17 protein-coding genes are annotated in these 16,415 nt (G+C 41.7%); 14 read left to right on the top strand and 3 right to left on the bottom strand.

Annotated features, from left to right (window positions below):
• Positions 1-14: 14 nt before the first annotated feature.
• The 3 genes from gatC to gatB are packed head-to-tail and all read left to right on the top strand — an operon-like array spanning position 15 to position 3,218.
• On the top strand, positions 15-308 hold the full coding sequence (gatC, locus tag PH210_RS14330; RefSeq protein WP_289986372.1) for an Asp-tRNA(Asn)/Glu-tRNA(Gln) amidotransferase subunit GatC: 294 nt from the start codon (positions 15-17) through the stop codon (positions 306-308).
• Between the two features lie 12 nt (positions 309-320).
• Entirely contained in the window at positions 321-1,778 is a 1,458-nt protein-coding gene (gene gatA, locus PH210_RS14325) for an Asp-tRNA(Asn)/Glu-tRNA(Gln) amidotransferase subunit GatA (RefSeq protein ID WP_223596119.1), read from the top strand.
• A 12-nt stretch (positions 1,779-1,790) separates the two neighbouring features.
• Positions 1,791-3,218, top strand: a complete 1,428-nt coding sequence (gene gatB / locus PH210_RS14320; RefSeq protein WP_289986371.1) for an Asp-tRNA(Asn)/Glu-tRNA(Gln) amidotransferase subunit GatB — start codon at positions 1,791-1,793, stop codon at positions 3,216-3,218.
• A gap of 450 nt (positions 3,219-3,668) precedes the next feature.
• Here the strand turns inward: gatB and PH210_RS14315 are convergent, their stop codons facing one another.
• On the bottom strand, positions 3,669-4,100 hold the full coding sequence (locus PH210_RS14315; protein ID WP_289986370.1) for a VOC family protein: 432 nt from the start codon (positions 4,098-4,100) through the stop codon (positions 3,669-3,671).
• A 138-nt stretch (positions 4,101-4,238) separates the two neighbouring features.
• On the opposite strand from PH210_RS14315, the gene PH210_RS14310 reads away from it, so the two are divergent.
• The gene (locus tag PH210_RS14310) at positions 4,239-4,781 is read left to right on the top strand and encodes a DUF1697 domain-containing protein (RefSeq protein WP_289986368.1); all 543 of its coding nucleotides are present in this window, start codon (positions 4,239-4,241) and stop codon (positions 4,779-4,781) included.
• 39 nt (positions 4,782-4,820) lie between these two features.
• Here PH210_RS14310 and putP read toward each other — a convergent pair whose 3' ends face one another.
• Entirely contained in the window at positions 4,821-6,302 is a 1,482-nt protein-coding gene (putP, locus tag PH210_RS14305) for a sodium/proline symporter PutP (RefSeq protein ID WP_289986366.1), read from the bottom strand.
• A 223-nt stretch (positions 6,303-6,525) separates the two neighbouring features.
• On the opposite strand from putP, the gene PH210_RS14300 reads away from it, so the two are divergent.
• On the top strand, positions 6,526-7,077 hold the full coding sequence (locus tag PH210_RS14300) for a thioredoxin family protein (protein ID WP_289986365.1): 552 nt from the start codon (positions 6,526-6,528) through the stop codon (positions 7,075-7,077).
• Positions 7,078-7,113: 36 nt separating this feature from the next.
• Here the strand turns inward: PH210_RS14300 and plsY are convergent, their stop codons facing one another.
• On the bottom strand, positions 7,114-7,734 hold the full coding sequence (gene plsY / locus PH210_RS14295; RefSeq protein ID WP_289986364.1) for a glycerol-3-phosphate 1-O-acyltransferase PlsY: 621 nt from the start codon (positions 7,732-7,734) through the stop codon (positions 7,114-7,116).
• A 110-nt stretch (positions 7,735-7,844) separates the two neighbouring features.
• Between plsY and PH210_RS14290 the strand changes: the two genes are divergently transcribed.
• The 9 genes from PH210_RS14290 to PH210_RS14250 all read left to right on the top strand — a co-directional run.
• Complete coding sequence (locus PH210_RS14290) at positions 7,845-8,483, top strand: pentapeptide repeat-containing protein (RefSeq protein WP_289986361.1); 639 nt, start codon at positions 7,845-7,847, stop codon at positions 8,481-8,483.
• A 558-nt stretch (positions 8,484-9,041) separates the two neighbouring features.
• A complete protein-coding gene (locus PH210_RS14285) occupies positions 9,042-9,566 on the top strand; it encodes a sigma-70 family RNA polymerase sigma factor (RefSeq protein ID WP_289986359.1) in 525 nt (174 codons plus the stop codon).
• Positions 9,563-10,027: an anti-sigma factor gene (locus PH210_RS14280; RefSeq protein ID WP_289986357.1), complete on the top strand. Its 465-nt coding sequence runs from the start codon at positions 9,563-9,565 to the stop codon at positions 10,025-10,027. The genes PH210_RS14285 and PH210_RS14280 overlap by 4 nt, the downstream gene beginning before the upstream one ends.
• A complete protein-coding gene (locus PH210_RS14275; RefSeq protein ID WP_289986356.1) occupies positions 10,024-11,103 on the top strand; it encodes a hypothetical protein in 1,080 nt (359 codons plus the stop codon). Before PH210_RS14280 ends, PH210_RS14275 begins: the two co-directional genes overlap by 4 nt.
• 84 nt (positions 11,104-11,187) lie before the next feature.
• Positions 11,188-12,111 (top strand): LiaF transmembrane domain-containing protein, encoded by a 924-nt coding sequence (locus PH210_RS14270; RefSeq protein WP_289986355.1) that lies wholly within the window; start codon positions 11,188-11,190, stop codon positions 12,109-12,111.
• 136 nt (positions 12,112-12,247) lie between these two features.
• The gene (locus tag PH210_RS14265; protein WP_289986353.1) at positions 12,248-13,189 is read left to right on the top strand and encodes a diacylglycerol kinase; all 942 of its coding nucleotides are present in this window, start codon (positions 12,248-12,250) and stop codon (positions 13,187-13,189) included.
• A gap of 600 nt (positions 13,190-13,789) precedes the next feature.
• Positions 13,790-14,335, top strand: coding sequence for a cysteine hydrolase family protein (locus tag PH210_RS14260; protein ID WP_289986352.1), 546 nt, complete (start codon positions 13,790-13,792; stop codon positions 14,333-14,335).
• A gap of 63 nt (positions 14,336-14,398) precedes the next feature.
• Complete coding sequence (locus tag PH210_RS14255) at positions 14,399-15,862, top strand: nicotinate phosphoribosyltransferase (RefSeq protein ID WP_289986349.1); 1,464 nt, start codon at positions 14,399-14,401, stop codon at positions 15,860-15,862.
• Between the two features lie 176 nt (positions 15,863-16,038).
• The coding region (locus PH210_RS14250; protein WP_289986348.1) for an alpha-helical endospore appendage domain-containing protein at positions 16,039-16,415 on the top strand (377 nt) is incomplete at its 3' end.

Here is a 16,415-nt window from a genome sequence, read left to right as displayed (position 1 = left end):
GGGGGTTATGGAACATGTCACGAATTTCCACTGATCAAGTTAAGCACGTGGCCAATCTGGCTCGTTTAGCAGTAACGGAAGAAGAAGTTGAAAAATTCACTAAGCAGCTGGATGCAATTATCTCTTTTGCAGAGCAGTTAAATGAATTGGATACAGAAAATGTAGAACCTACATACCATGTACTTGATTTGAAAAACGTTTTGCGGGAGGACATTCCAAAACAAGGATTGCCGCGTGAAGAGGTACTAAAAAATGCGCCTGAGCATCAGGATGGCCAAATAAAAGTACCATCGATTTTGGGAGAGTAAGGAGTGAAAAGATTGAGTTTATTTGATTATAAAGTTTCAGATTTGCATGAGCTTTTACATAAAAAAGAACTAAAGGTTTCAGACCTCGTTGATGAATCGTATAAACGAATTGCCCAGGTCGAGGACAAAGTCCAGGCTTTTTTAACGTTGGACGAAGAGCGGGCGCGCCTTACAGCGAAATCGCTTGATGAGAAGCTTAACACGGATGTGACTAAGGGCTTACTATTCGGCATGCCGATTGGATTAAAGGATAACATGGTGACAAAGGGCTTACGGACAACTTGTGCGAGTAAGATTCTTGAAAACTTTGATCCAATCTATGATGCAACTGTTGTGCAGAAGCTTCAGCAAGCAGAAACAGTTACCATTGGTAAGCTTAACATGGACGAGTTTGCCATGGGTTCTTCAAACGAAAATTCACGTTTTCAAAAGACACGCAATCCATGGAATCTTGAAACGGTTCCAGGCGGTTCTTCTGGTGGTTCAGCAGCATCCGTTGCAGCTGGGGAAGTCCTGTTTTCATTAGGTTCCGATACTGGAGGTTCCATCCGTCAGCCGGCAGCGTTTTGTGGTGTGGTTGGATTAAAGCCAACCTATGGCCGTGTTTCCCGCTTTGGTCTTGTCGCATTTGCCTCATCACTTGATCAAATCGGACCGATTACGAGAACAGTAGAGGATAATGCCTATCTGTTGCAGGCGATTTCTGGTTTAGATCCAATGGATTCAACCTCTGCGCCAGTAGAGGTTCCAAACTTCGCAAGTGCTCTGACAGGAGATGTGAAGGGTTTAAAAATTGCTGTTCCGAAAGAGTATTTAGGCGAGGGTGTCAGTGAATCAGTCCGTCAATCTGTGTTAGATGCTTTAAAAGTGCTTGAGGGCCTTGGAGCTGTTTGGGAAGAAGTGTCACTGCCGCATTCAAAATATGCTCTTGCGACCTACTATTTGCTTTCATCCTCAGAGGCATCAGCGAACTTGGCTCGCTTTGACGGCGTACGTTATGGTTATCGTGCTCCTGATGCCGAAAGTTTAATGGATTTATATAAAAAGACAAGAGCTGAAGGCTTTGGAGAAGAAGTAAAACGCAGGATTATGCTTGGCACCTTTGCGCTTAGCTCTGGTTATTATGATGCTTATTATAAAAAGGCACAGCAGGCTCGTACGTTGATCAAAAAAGACTTTGAAGATGTTTTTGAAAAATATGATGTTATCGTCGGCCCAACAACGCCAACACCAGCCTTTAAAATTGGCGAAAAAATCGATGATCCATTGACGATGTATGTCAATGATATCTTAACGATTCCATTAAACCTGGCCGGTTTACCAGGAATCTCAGTTCCATGCGGTTTTGATGGCGGCCTGCCGCTGGGCTTGCAAATTATTGGCAAACATTTTGATGAAGCAACGGTTTACCGCACAGCACATGCGTTTGAACAGGCAACAGATTTTCATAAACAGAAGCCAGGATTGTAGGGGGTGAAGAGAGTGGAATTTGAAACAGTGATTGGACTTGAGGTCCACGTTGAGTTAAAAACAGAATCAAAAATCTTTTCGGCCAGTCCAAACCATTTTGGTGCTGAGCCAAATACGAATACAAGTGTCATCGACCTTGGTTATCCGGGAGTATTGCCGGTTCTGAATAAAAAAGCAGTAGAATTCGGGATGAAAGCGGCAATGGCCTTAAACTGCGAGGTGGCGACACACACGAAGTTTGACCGGAAAAACTACTTCTATCCAGACAATCCCAAGGCCTATCAGATCTCGCAATTTGACAAGCCGATTGGCGAGCATGGCTGGATTGAAATCGAAGTAAATGGCTATACGAAGAAAATTGGGATTACCCGGATTCATTTAGAAGAGGATGCTGGAAAGCTGAACCATGAAAAAGGCTACTCCTTATGCGATTACAACCGTCAGGGAACTCCGCTTGTTGAAATCGTTTCCGAGCCGGATATTCGCACCCCTGATGAAGCCTATGCTTATTTGGAAAAATTAAAATCAATCATTCAATATACTGGCGTTTCCGATTGTAAAATGGAAGAAGGCTCACTCCGCTGTGATGCCAACATCTCAATTCGTCCAGTAGGGCAAGAAGAATTTGGAACAAAAACTGAGTTGAAGAACTTGAACTCGTTTAACTTTGTCCGCAAGGGTCTTGAATTTGAAGAAAAGCGCCAAAGAGAAGTGGTTTCTTCAGGTGGAAAAATCGATCAGGAGACACGCCGCTTTGATGAAGCTACTGGTGCAACATTGTTGATGCGCGTAAAGGAAGGTTCGGATGATTACCGCTACTTCCCAGAACCAGATTTGATGGATATTTATATTGATGAAGATTGGAAGACACGAATTCGCGCTGAAATTCCCGAACTGCCGGACCAGCGTCAAAAGCGCTATGTGGAAGAGCTTGGGCTGCCAGTTTACGATGCAAAGGTTTTGACAGTTACAATAGAAACAGCCAATTTCTTTGAAGCAACGGTTAAAGCCGGTGCAGACGCAAAGATGGCTTCCAACTGGGTAATGGGTGAAGTGTCTGGGTATTTGAATGCTGAAGGGAAAGAGCTGCATGAAGTTGCATTAACCCCTGAAGGCTTAGCAAGCATGATTAAGTTGATTGAAAACGGAACAATTTCTTCAAAGATTGCGAAAACCGTTTTTAAAGAGTTAATCGAAAACGGCGGGGATGCCGAGCAAATTGTGAAAGACAAAGGTCTTGTTCAAATTTCCGATGAGGGAACCCTGCTCAAAATTATTGCAGAAGTTCTTGATGCTAACCCTAAATCTGTGGAAGATTTTAAGGATGGAAAAGCAAAAGCAGTGGGCTTCCTTGTTGGCCAGCTGATGAAAGCGACTAAAGGACAGGCCAATCCGCAATTGGTCAATCAATTGCTGCAGCAAGAATTACAAAAGCGTTAAATGGTTAAGCTGGCAGAACGACTCTGCCAGCTTTTTTACTGAGAAAAAAGTCGAGCACGGTTCGACATTGTTTTTTTCAATTTCCCGGGAAAAAACCATGTGAAATAAGGATTTGGCTACCTTTTAATTAAACGTTTGATTAGTAAAGTAATATTGGATAACCTGTCGAAGTGTGTCCATTAAGTGGAAAATAGCAGTTTCTCCCCAAAGTTTGATACATTAAGTGGTTGATGTCATCATTTATTCGACACGATTTTCTCCGGTGTTAAAAGGAAATTCCATAAATAATACGGCCAACACTGTTTTTAATCAAACGTCTGATTAGTCCATATAAACCCTAATCAAACGTTTGATTGAAATGGCCGATTTCCTTGATATGATTGACCTTTTTGCACAAATCTATCAAGAAATTTGTCGAAAAAAAAAGAGCTGCCAAAGCAGCTCAATATGTTAATAAGAAATCATCGCTCCGCGCTCATCGAATACAGAGCTAGGATTCCAAGCTACTTCCCAAAGATTGTTTTCGGGATCAGCAAAATAGGCTGTCCGGCCTCCCCAAAAGGCATCACTAGGTTCCCTTAATATTTTTCCGCCTGCCTGACGGATTTCCTCAATGGTCGAGTCGACTTGCTCTGGCTGCTCAACATTAATAGCAAAGGTTACCCCTCGATAAGTTTCTGTTGAGTGGGAGAGTTCGATACCGGCATCTTTCGCCAATTCTTCAATTGGGAACAAAGATAGCAGAACCCCAGCCGTTTTAAAAACGGCATATTGGTCAGAACTAATTTCTGTTTCTTCCCAGCCTAATGATTGATAAAATGAACGTAATAATGGTAAATTAATTGCTCCTATTGTAATTAAAGATACTCTTTGCAAAACCATTTTTCCTTCCTCCCAATGCGTTAATGTTCACTATTTTCTCCAAACCCAAACAAATATCCTTCAACTAATGTAGTTTAATTTGCTCCACAGATGTTAAGATTTAAGTAAGGGAACCAATTAAATAAGCGAGGTACATACATGACTATTTATATTGCATTACTCAGGGGAATCAACGTTGGCGGACATAATAAAATTAAAATGGCAGACCTCAAGAGTTTATTAGAGGACATGGGTTTACATAAGGTAAAAACATATATTCAAAGCGGGAATGTTTTGTTTGAATCGGATGAGGAAACAGAAAGACTTAGCGAGCAACTGGAGAAAGGAATAGAGAAAACTTTTGGATTTCCAGTCCCGGTTATTTTAAGAACGGTCGAGGAATATGAACGGATTATTCACCACTGCCCGTACTCGACGGAAAACTTAAAAGAAGGGGAAAGTGTCCAAATAGCCTTTTTAAGGGGCAAACCTGCTCAGGGTGGAATTGACCATTTACAAAACTTTGAAAGTGAAAAGGATGAATGCAAAGTAATCGGCAAAGAAGTATACCTCTTTTTCCGCCAAAGCATCCGGGATTCAAAATTAGCAACACAGCTTCCAAAACTCGGCGTTCCTGCAACAGTGAGGAACTGGAATACAGTAATGAAGCTGGACACCATGGCTAAAGCCATGGCGGAATAAAGAAACCGCTCGGAAAAAAATCCGAGCGGTTTTTAACTATTAAGAAGCATCTTTTAGCAAGCGGACGCTTTCATCAAATTCTCTTTCGATTTCTTCATTCTTTTTATACGTAACTAAGCTGACAACAACAGATACAACCAAGTTAAGGACGAAGCCAGGTACGATTTCATAAAGAGTATCGCCAAGTCCAACGTTTTTCCAAACGATAACGGTAACTGCTCCGACAATCATTCCGTAAAGGGCGCCCCATTTGGTCATCTTTTTCCAGAATAAGCTTAATAAAATGATTGGACCGAAGGAAGCTCCAAATCCTGCCCAAGCATAGGCAACAAGGCTTAAGATCGTGCTGTTTTGCTTAAAAGCAAGTGCTCCAGCAACAACAGATACAAGGAGTACAGCCATTCTTCCTAAGAAAACAAGGCGCTTATCACTAGCATTTTTGTTCATGACCACTTTGTATAAATCCTCAACCAATGCACTTGAAGTTACGATTAACTGAGAAGAAATCGTACTCATAATGGCGGCAAGAATCGCTGCCAAGGCAAAACCAGCGAAAAGCGGGTGAAAGAAAATCTGACTTAATGAAATGAATACTGCTTCCGGATTATCCAGTTTATGAGCAGTATTATTATGGAAATAAGCAATACCAATTAATCCAGTAAAGATCGTCCCAATTAAAGAAATAATCATCCAGCCCATACCAATGCGGCGAGCACTCTTTGTTTCTTTAATAGTTTTAATCGCCATAAAGCGGACAACGATATGCGGCTGCCCGAAATATCCAAGGCCCCAAGCCATTGCCGATACAATTCCGATGAATGTTGTGCCTTTAAACCAATCCAGCCTTGTTGGGTCGATGGCGCGAATTGTATCAAACGTTTCAGTAGGTCCGCCAGTAATAAAGATACCCAACGCTGGAACTAAGAATAGGGCAACCAGCATCATTAATCCTTGTATGAAATCTGTATAACTTACTGCCAGGAAACCGCCAAATAAGGTGTAGGCGATAGTAACGCCGCCAACGATATAAAGACCTGTCAGGTAGTCTGTACCAAATGAACTCTGGAAGAATACCGCTCCAGAAACCAACCCCGAAGAAACATAGAAAGTAAAGAAAACAAGAATAACGATACCAGATACAATACGGAGCATGTTTGATTTATCTTTAAAGCGGTTCTCAAGATAACTTGGTATTGTAATAGAATCATTCGCAACTTGAGTATAAGACCGTAATCTCGGTGCAACCAAAAACCAGTTTAGATAAGCTCCTATCGTTAAACCAACCGCAATCCAAGCGCTCGCTAAACCGGTTACATAAACGCCGCCAGGCAATCCCATTAAAAGCCAGCCGCTCATATCAGCAGCACCAGCACTTAAGGCAGTTACAGCAGGTCCTAAAGACCTTCCCCCAAGCATGTAGTCCGTCAGATTGCTAGTTTTTCGATAAGAATACCAACCTATTAAAAGCATACCGGCTAAGTAGATTCCAATCGAAATCAGCTGTAGTGTTTGATGAGACATACTTTTCCCCCTTTGTTATATTGGAAATAAGTTTAAATAATATTTCCTATTTATAAAATATTCTACCAACTTATGATGACTATTTCTACTGTATATTTATTACTTTTTTGAAATAGGGAATAATGCTCTTAGAATAGCTTTATAAATATGCGTTAAGCAGTTCCGTTGTAAGGTGAGCGAAGAATGGCTATCATAAAAGTAAATGTATGGGGGTGCTAGTTAAGTGGAATTAAATGAATGGTTTCAAAAAGGAATGACACTGGATGAGTATACCAATTCTATGACTCGAAATAAAGAGGAAATGCTTTCGATTTATGATCGATTTACGTTAACTGCTGAAGATCAGCAGAGGCTTGAGGCATTAAAATCTCAGGGGCTGAGGGCAATTGTTTTAACAGAGGATTGGTGCGGGGATGCTTTACTTAATAACCCAATATTAATGAGGGTCTCTGAGGCTGCGGATATGGAAGTGCGATTTGTTCTGCGCGACCAGAATCTTGAACTGATGGATCAATATTTAACAAACGGCACATCTAGAGCGATCCCGATTTTTATTTTTATCAATCAAGAAGGTACGGAAGTCGGAGTTTGGGGTCCGAGGGCGCCTGAAATGCAGGCTTTAGTAGAAGAGGGACGCGCCTCCCTTCCTGAAAAAGATGCCCCGGATTTTCAAGAGAAGCAAATGGAATTGTACAAGCGCCTGGGCAAAGCTTATCAAACAGATTCCTCAATTTGGCAGACAGTGGCAAATAGCATAATAAGTACACTTTTATAAGAAATCCCCGGCAGAATTTATCTGCCGGGGATTTCTTTACATTTTAATATTTTTTGGCGGAATGCGGTCATTCGCTAAATTTTTATCATTAATTTTTGGTTCGATGCCTAAGATGAAGTTTCGGATGTTTGAGCGATGGAGGAAAAGTAAAAGGAAAGTGAATAATAGAAAGATAAGTTCAAATTCAACGTTAGGTGAAAGAAAAGTATATAAGAGCATACTAAGACCTACAGAAATAGAGCCAAGAAACACATACTTCGTTAAAAAAATGACTAGAAAGAAAGTAATATAAGCGATTACCAACAAAGGAATGTTGGCAATCAAAAGTGTTCCTGCTGTTGTAGCGATGGCCTTTCCGCCTCTAAAATTGGCGAAAATCGGAAAGCAATGGCCAATGACGGCAGCAAGTCCGAAGTAAAGAGGTTCAGCATCAAAGTTGAAAAAAATAGGAAGTGATGCGGCCAGTGCGCCTTTGCCAAGGTCAATAAGGAGAACAAATATGGCCGATTTTTTACCAAGTACCCTCAGCGTGTTGGTTGCACCGGGATTTTTGCTGCCATGATCCCGGATGTCGACCCCAAAAACCAGCTTGCCGATAATGAGGGCAGTCGGAACGCTTCCAATTAAATAGGATATAAGAAGCAGCAGCCAAAACATAAGAATCTCCCCCGTCTAAGAATTTCTGTTTCTAATAGCATTCTATCATAATTAAATGGTATTATTTTGTAGAATTAACACTATTCTGAATTAAAAAGAGGATGAACGATTTGAGTCGGAAACAAAAAAATTTACAGCCTATTATTCCAAATGATTTAATGCCAATGAATTTTGAGGACCGGGATGATACATATGTTTCAATGGCATTGATTAGTGATTGTTCCATTATTGGCGAAGAAATTGAAAGATTAAAGTTTGAACAAGTGGTATTTCAGAATGTTACGTTCATTGATGTCTCATTTCGCTACGTTGAACTAATTGATGTTATTTTTGAAAGATGCGATTTATCCAATTCTAATTTTGGCGATGCCAGTATTCATCGAGTCGAGTTTAAAGAATCTAAACTCGTCGGCCTGAACCTTGCAGATGCCACACTCCGCAATGTCTCATTTAGCCATTGCAATGCCAACCTTTGCTCATTTGGTTACGGCGATTTAAAACAAGTGAAATTTGATACATGCTCCCTCCGTCATGCTGACTTTTATGAAGCGAAATTTCACCTTGTTGATTTTAAAGAAAGTGATTTATATGAAGTGAACTTTACTGGAGCCGCACTTAAAGGGATAGATTTTACCAGCTCCACCTTAAATCAGCTCATTTTATCGCCTGAAAGTTTAGACGGATGCATTGTTACTTCTGAACAGGCTATTGGCTTTGCCAAGTTGCTGGGATTGATAATTAAAGATTGACCTTTTAAAACCGTGCGGAAATTACCGCACGGTTTTTATTACTATGATCTGTATTTAGACTTTAAGGTTCAGAGTGCCCATGAGTAAGGGAATTTGAGGGAGCTGGCACTGTCACGGGTTCAGAGTGCCCGTGAGCAAGAGAATTCGAGGAGCGCGGGCACTGTCGAGGGTTCAGAGTGCCCGTGAGCAAGAGAATTCGAGGAGCGTGGGCACTGTCAAGGGTTCAGGGTGCCCGTGAGCAAGAGAATTCGAGGAGCGCGGGCACTGTCGAGGGTTCAGAGTGCCCGTGAGCAAGAGAATTCGAGGAGCGCGGGCACTGTCAAGGGTTCAGGGTGCCCGTGAGCAAGGGAATTCGAGGAGAGCGGGCACTATCAGGGTTCAGAGTGCCCATGCCCATCCAAAGTTAAGATAGACAAGAACTGTAAATGTTATGATGTAGAACTTCGTAAAAAAGATTTTTTTAAGTGTAGGGGTTCACCAAGTTCCCTTCGTCTATTAATATGACAGATTGAAAGAAAGGGGGAGAGTTCGATTAGCGACACGGTTTTAATAGAAAAAGTGCTGCAAGGTCATGATCATGCCTTTCGCCTTTTGGTTGAGAAATACCGCAATGATGTGTTCCGGACCGTTTTTGCTGTACTTCGTGATCAAAAGGAAGCGGAAGATGCGGCACAGGAAGTGTTTATGAAGATTTATACGTCTCTCCCTCAATATGAAAACCAAGGTTTTAAAACGTGGATGACGCGTATTGCCGTCAATCATGCGATAGATGTAAAAAGAAAACAGGCAAGGCGGAGAGAGGAAGTTGTCGAGGCCCTCGAGCAAGGCGCAATAGGAATAGGAACGCAGAGGGATAGTGTGGAAAAAGAAATTATTGAACTAGATCAGCGCAGGCTTGTCAGGAAAAGGCTGAATGAATTACCAGAAAATTACCGGGATGTCATCTACGGATTTTACATTGCGGAAAAAAGCTACCAGCAAATGGCTGATGAACAGCAGGTGCAGGTGAAAACAATTGAAACCAAGCTTTACCGGGCTCGAAATTGGATGAAAAAGAATTGGAAGGAGGACGATTTTTCATGAAGCATTACAGTTATGATGAGTGGCTCCAATACGTCAGAGAGGAAATCAGTGAACAAGATCGTGAAACCTATGAAAGACATCTGTATACATGCGCCCAATGTCTAGACGTTTATTTACAGGCTGTTACAGCAAATGAATCTTCACTCCCGATTCTATCAAATGAAGGCAATTTTACTGATTTGGTAATGGCGGAAGTTTCGAAACAAAAGCAAGAATCTGCTGCACCAAACCCAAATAAAAAGCCAATTTACCAGCAGGCTGTATTCCATTATCTACTCGCTGCGGCAGCGACAATCTTATTAATGTTAACTGGGGCCTTTCAATCGTTGGCAACCTACGCAAATTCGATAGAAAGTCCGCAAAAAGTCCAAGAGAAAAAGCCTTCGGTTACGGAAGGTGTAATTGATAAAACATTTGCATGGATGGATTCACTAGAAAACAAGGGGGTCAATAAGAAATGAAAAGTTCGACAAAGGCATTAACATTATCGCTTTTTCCGGGCCTCGGGCATATTTATTTTGGAAAAATGTTTCGCGGCGTCGTCTATTTACTTGCCGTTTTTGGCTGTGCGATGGTTACTGTGATTGCAATTGCCAATCAAGGTGGGGATGTAGTGGTTGTCCCATTTATGGTGGGTATTTTCATTTATTTGGTTAGCTTTATTGATATGGGTGTGCAGATTTCCAAACAGAAAAAAACTCTTACTGCTGGAAACTCAGACGGGCTGCAGGAACAGGCTAGTCAGGATTCGGAACGTTTTTATACGATTGTCTTGTCGTTTGTTCCAGGTCTTGGTCACTTCCAGCTCGGCTTGATGAACAGAGGCTTAACTCTATTAGCGACCTTTCTAGGTCTTGGCATCATGGTTATCTTTGTGACGGCTCTCTCCAGCCGTGAGGAATTTCTCGTTTTCTTGCTAGGGCTGCCGGTGATCTGGGTATATGGATTTTTTGATGCCGTTCAGCAGGTCAACAAAAAGCAGCGCGGTGAGGAGTTAGTAGACAGAACGATATTTGAAGACTTTGAAGCGCGTCGGGAAGACGGCAAGAAAAGCAAATCAATCGCTACCTTTCTTTCGATTTTCCCTGGTGCGGGCCATTTATATTTGGGGCTGCAGCGGCGCGGTATTCAGCTAATGGCTGCATTCTTATTCTCGGTCTATATATTAGATGTTTTGCGTCTCGGTATTTTCCTATTTTTAATCCCGATCATCTGGTTTTACAGCTTTTTTGACGGTCTGCAAAAGGCTTCAAGGTATGGGGAAGAAACAGTTGAAGATGTGCCGATCATCGCTTATTTCCTTAATCATCAAAAATGGGTCGGTATCGGGCTTATCTTATTGGGGCTTTACTATTTAGTAATGAACATCCTGCTGCCGGCCTTATCACCAATTTTAACAAGAATCATTAATTTCGATCTTCAGTATTGGATTCAAGGCTATTTCCAAACTGGACTTGTCTGCCTGCTGTTGATCGTTGGGGGTATTAAGCTTTTATCTGGCAGTAAACAGAAGCGGGAGGTTAAGAATCATGAATAAGTGGAAAAAAACGATTGCAGGCGCTGTCCTAATTGGAGCCGGATTCGGGTTGCTTTTTAGAATAAGAAAAGGGGTGAAAGCAGCATGAGGACATGGCGTGTTGGGACGTTTTCGATGGGGGCCTCGCTCGTTTTCCTTGGGATCTTCCTTTTTCTATCGAAGTTTTTGGGGCTAAATCTCATTCAGGTGATAACTGGCTGGTGGCCAATTTTATTAATTGTTTTGGGAATTGAAATCTTACTCTATTTGTTTTTATCCCGGCAGGAAAAACCGGTGCTGCGATATGACTTTTTAAGTATTTTCTTTGTTGGATTGATTGGAACAGTGGGCATTGTGTTTGCGATCATGAGCTCAACTGGCCTCATGGGAAAGGTCGAGGAAGTGATGGCGAGAGAGGAAAGGTCGTTTGAACTGCCTGCTTTTTCCTATAAAATGGATGACAGTATTAAACGAGTAGTAGTCAGAACGGTTGGCTCTGATATGACAGTTGAAGCGACCGGCGCAAAAGAGGTCAGCATGTTTGGTACGTACCGGGTGCAAACAGCTGGGAAAGCAAAGCTTCTTAAGAGTGCTGATGATATCATCGCAGCCAATCAAAAAGGTGATACGCTTTATTTAAGCTTAAAAAGCCTGCCAAACCAAGTTGGTCCGTTTGATTCACAGGGAATGGTCGCTGGGACAATATTGGTGCCGAATGATGTGAAGCTAGAGGTGTTTGGGAATGGTGATTCGCTTACCTTGAAGCCGCGGAATCTGGCAAATGATTGGAGCATCGAGAGTACCTCATCTGTGGCAGTTGATGTACCGGAAAACAGCAATTTGAAGGTGGGGGTAGTAGGTGCCCAGGAATTAAGAGGGAAAGAGAGCGAATGGAAGATAGAGGGAAAAAAAGAATCCAATGTTCCGGAAGATAGCATAGAGAAGAATGCTTTTTATCAAACTCGGGAAGGCAAATACCATATTAATATTGCAGGTGCCTATAGTGTAAATCTAAATACGAATCAGTAGATTTTTGCATTTCCAAAAAAAAAAATTTATGATAGGAGATGGACGTTTGGCATTACAAGATAATTGTAAGCCTTGATAATAATTGGTAGAATATAGAAAACCAATTGTGATTTCAAAAAAATAGGATGATGAAATGATGAAAAGAGCAAGACTGATTTATAATCCTACTTCAGGACGCGAAATGATAAAGCGCCATCTCCCGGAAATTCTTGAAAAGTTAGAAGTTGCAGGATACGAGGCATCTTGTCATGCGACGACTGGTGCTGGGGATGCGACGAATGCGGCAAAAATCGCCGTTGAGCGAAAGTATGATGTCGTGATTGCAGCAGGCGGCGATGGCACAATCCATGAGGTGGTAAACGGATTAGCCGAGCAGGAGTATCGTCCGAAAATGGGAATTATTCCAGCTGGAACAACGAATGATTTCGCCAGGGCTTTGCATATTCCCAGAGATGTTTCCAGTGCTGTGAATATTATCACAAAGGGAGAATTGATTCCTGTCGATATTGGACGTATCAATGATAAATATTTTATTAATATTGCTGGCGGCGGCAAAATGACCGAACTTACATATGAGGTGCCAAGCAAATTAAAAACGATGCTGGGCCAGCTCGCCTACTATTTAAAAGGGATGGAAATGCTTCCTTCGATTAAAGCTTCCGATCTTAAGATTGAGTATGATGGTAAGCTTTTCGAAGGAGAGGCGATGATGTTTCTTGTTGGTTTGACTAACTCCATTGGCGGGTTTGAAAAACTAGCACCTGACGCTTCCATTAATGATGGGTTGTTTTCTCTATTAATTTTGAAAAAAGTTAATTTGGCTGAGTTTATCAGGATTGCGACACTAGCAATTCGCGGTGAACACGTGAATGACCCGAACGTTATTTACACGCAGGCCAACAGAATCAAAGTCTATTCTTCAGAAAAAGTACAGTTAAATTTAGACGGAGAATTTGGCGGCTTGCTGCCGTCAGAGTTTGAGAACCTTTACCGCCATTTAGAGGTGTTCGTACCCCTCGAGAATATCCGCCCGCTTGACCGGCCGAAGGATTGGGTCTCTGGACAAAGATATAGTTAACAAAAGTTCGTTCCTGCGGGAGCGGGCTTTTTTGTTTGTTAAAAGCACACTTGCCTGTAACAGATAAGCGAAGGGGATTGTGGTAAAGGGGTCTACGCGACCATTGAGGGTAAGGGAAGGGAAATTGGGTAATGTAGAGGAGGTCTATGTGACCGAAATGAGTGAGGAAGAGAGAAAAAGGTTACGTAGAGAAGGTCTATGTGACCGAAAAGAGTAAGAAGAGAGAAAAAGGTAACGTAGAGGAGGTCTATGTGACCGAAAGGAGTAAGGAAAGGGAAATTGGGTAACGTAGAGGAGGTCTATGTGACCGAAAAGAGTAAGGAAGAGAGAAAAAGGTAACGTAGAGGAGGTCTATGTGACCGAAAAGAGTAAGGAAGAGAGAAAAAGGTAACGTAGAGGAGGTCTATGTGACCGAAAAGAGTGAGGAAGAACGAAAAAGGTAACGTAGAGGAGGTCTATGTGACCAAAAGGAGTCAAGAAAAGGAACCGGATAACGTAAAAGACGTTTACACATTGAGAAATAATAAAAATGAAAGGAAATTCGATTTACGTCACGAATAAACTCTATAATGAACAAAAATACTGGAAGGAGCGATAGATATGAAAGCATTGATCAATATCGATTACACGTATGACTTTGTAGCGGATGCCGGGGCACTAACATGCGGGAAGCCTGGGCAGGCGATAGAGGGGAAAATCTCATGGCTGACAAAAGAGTTTATAGAGAACGGTGATTACGTGGTGTTTGCCATCGATGTCCATGATCAAGGCGATGAATTCCATCCCGAAACAAGGTTGTTTCCGCCGCATAATCTTAGAGGAACGGCCGGCCGTGACCTATTCGGTAAACTTCAAGAGGTATATGACCAGAATAAACACCGTGAAAATGTTACCTATATAGATAAGACCAGATACTCTGCTTTTGCCGGAACAGACCTGGCAATCAAATTGCGGGAACGCGGAATTACAGAGGTTCACTTAGTTGGCGTTTGTACCGATATTTGTGTTCTACATACCGCGGTAGATGCCTATAATAAGGGCTTCAAGATAGTAGTGTACAAGGATGCTGTGGCGTCATTTAATCAAGCCGGCCATGAATGGGCGCTCGGCCACTTTGAACAAACCCTTGGTGCTATGGTGAAATAAACTTTTTAGTGTTATTATTGGATATAATGTTGAAAAGCTGTAATAGTATCCGGAGGTCTAGTTATGAAACACTTTTATCATGATGATAGTTTAACTCTGCATACCGATCTATACCAGATTAATATGGCAGAAACATATTGGAGAGATGGAATCCATAATAAACGTGCGGTCTTCGAACTATTTTTCCGCAAGCTTCCTTTTGGGAACGGCTACGCTGTTTTTGCTGGTTTAGAAAAAGTCATTCAGTTTATCCAGAACTTTCGATTTAGCGAAGACGACCTGGAATATTTAAAAAATGAAGTAGGCTACCATGAAGATTTCTTAAACTATCTGAAAACTATGCGTTTTACCGGAACCATTCGCTCGTTAAAAGAAGGGGAGCTTGTCTTTGGCAATGAGCCGATTATTCGAGTAGATGCTCCATTGGCAGAAGCGCAGCTGGTTGAAACAGCGCTGCTTAACATTGTGAATTACCAAACATTGATTGCCACAAAAGCTTCGAGAATTAAGCAGGTTGTCGGCGATGAAGTAGCGATGGAATTTGGGACAAGACGGGCACAGGAAATGGATGCGGCCGTTTGGGGAACAAGAGCAGCGTATCTTGCAGGATTTGAAGCCACAAGTAATGTGCGTGCCGGGAAAATGTTTGGAATTCCTGTATCTGGTACACATGCCCATTCGATGGTTCAAGCCTATAAGGATGAATATATTGCCTTTAAGAAATATGCCGAAACACATAAGGACTGCGTTTTTTTAGTTGATACATATGATACCTTGCGCCTGGGGGTGCCAAATGCTATTAAGGTAGCTAAAGAAATGGGTGACAAAATCAATTTTCTGGGCATTCGACTTGATAGCGGTGACCTTGCTTATCTTTCAAAGGAAGCACGTAAATTGCTCGATGAAGCAGGCTTTAAGGATGCAAAAATCTATGCCTCCAGCGATTTGGATGAGCTTACCATAATGAGCTTAAAAGGACAGGGGGCCAAAATAGACAGCTGGGGAATCGGGACAAAGCTTATTACCGCCTACGATCAGGCTGCATTAGGTGCAGTTTATAAAATTGTTGCTATAGAGGATGAAAACGGCAAAATGGAAGATACCATTAAAATCTCTTCCAATCCTGTAAAAGTAACGACTCCTGGTATGAAGAAAATCTATCGGATTATTAATAATAAGAACAACCATGCAGAAGGAGATTATATCGCGATGGAGGATGAAAAGCTGCCGGAGAAACGTCTGCGCATGTTCCATCCAACCCATACGTATATGAATAAGGTGGTAACCAACTTTACCGCAAAAGAGCTTCATGAAGATATTTTTGTAAACGGCGAGCTGGTTTTTGAAATACCTTGTTTGGAGGAGTCCCGCGATTATCTAAAACAAAATCTTAATGCGCTTTGGGACGAATACAAACGGACAATGAATCCGGAGGAATACCCAGTCGACTTAAGCCAAAAATGCTGGGATAACAAAATGAAAAATATTGAAGAAGTAAAAGAAAAAGTTGCAGCTATGAAGGAATAATGTGAAGGGCGCCTGTTCGGCGCTTTTTTCTTTTTACGCCAATAGTGACTTTTTATTCACTTTTTCCTAGTATCTACTTTGTAAAAAATACTTTTCATTAGGTAAAAATACAGACAAAAAAGGAATCTCTGAATAACCTAGGATAGAAAAAATATATTTAAGGAGTGAAACTATATATGTCTTTTCCTAATACCCCGCCAGAGGGTATAAATCCCATTGAGGGTTTGGATTCTGAACAGGTAGCCCTTTTGCTGCTTGTAAGCATCGCATTTGAAGAACTTGGACTAGCCCATCTAATAAATGCAGAAGCAGAAAAGCTTCAAGGTGCTATTGGTACTCTTGAACCAGCAAATACAGACATTCAAGCTAGAACTTTTGCTGAGTTATTAGCAGCTAACAGTGAAGTTGAAAAAATGCTACAAACAATTATCAAAAAAGAAATGTTACTCCAATTTAAATTTGAAAATGTCCTTGAATTTCTTGCAACGTCAACTAGTACAACTAGTACAACAACCACAACCACAACCACAACCACAACCACAACCACAACCAC

The organism is Paenibacillus sp. BSR1-1, assembly GCF_030403775.1.
Taxonomy (GTDB): Bacteria; Bacillota; Bacilli; order Bacillales; family Cytobacillaceae; genus Neobacillus.
Note: the sequence above shows the minus strand (reverse complement) of the source record. Positions and strands in the feature narration are given on the sequence as shown.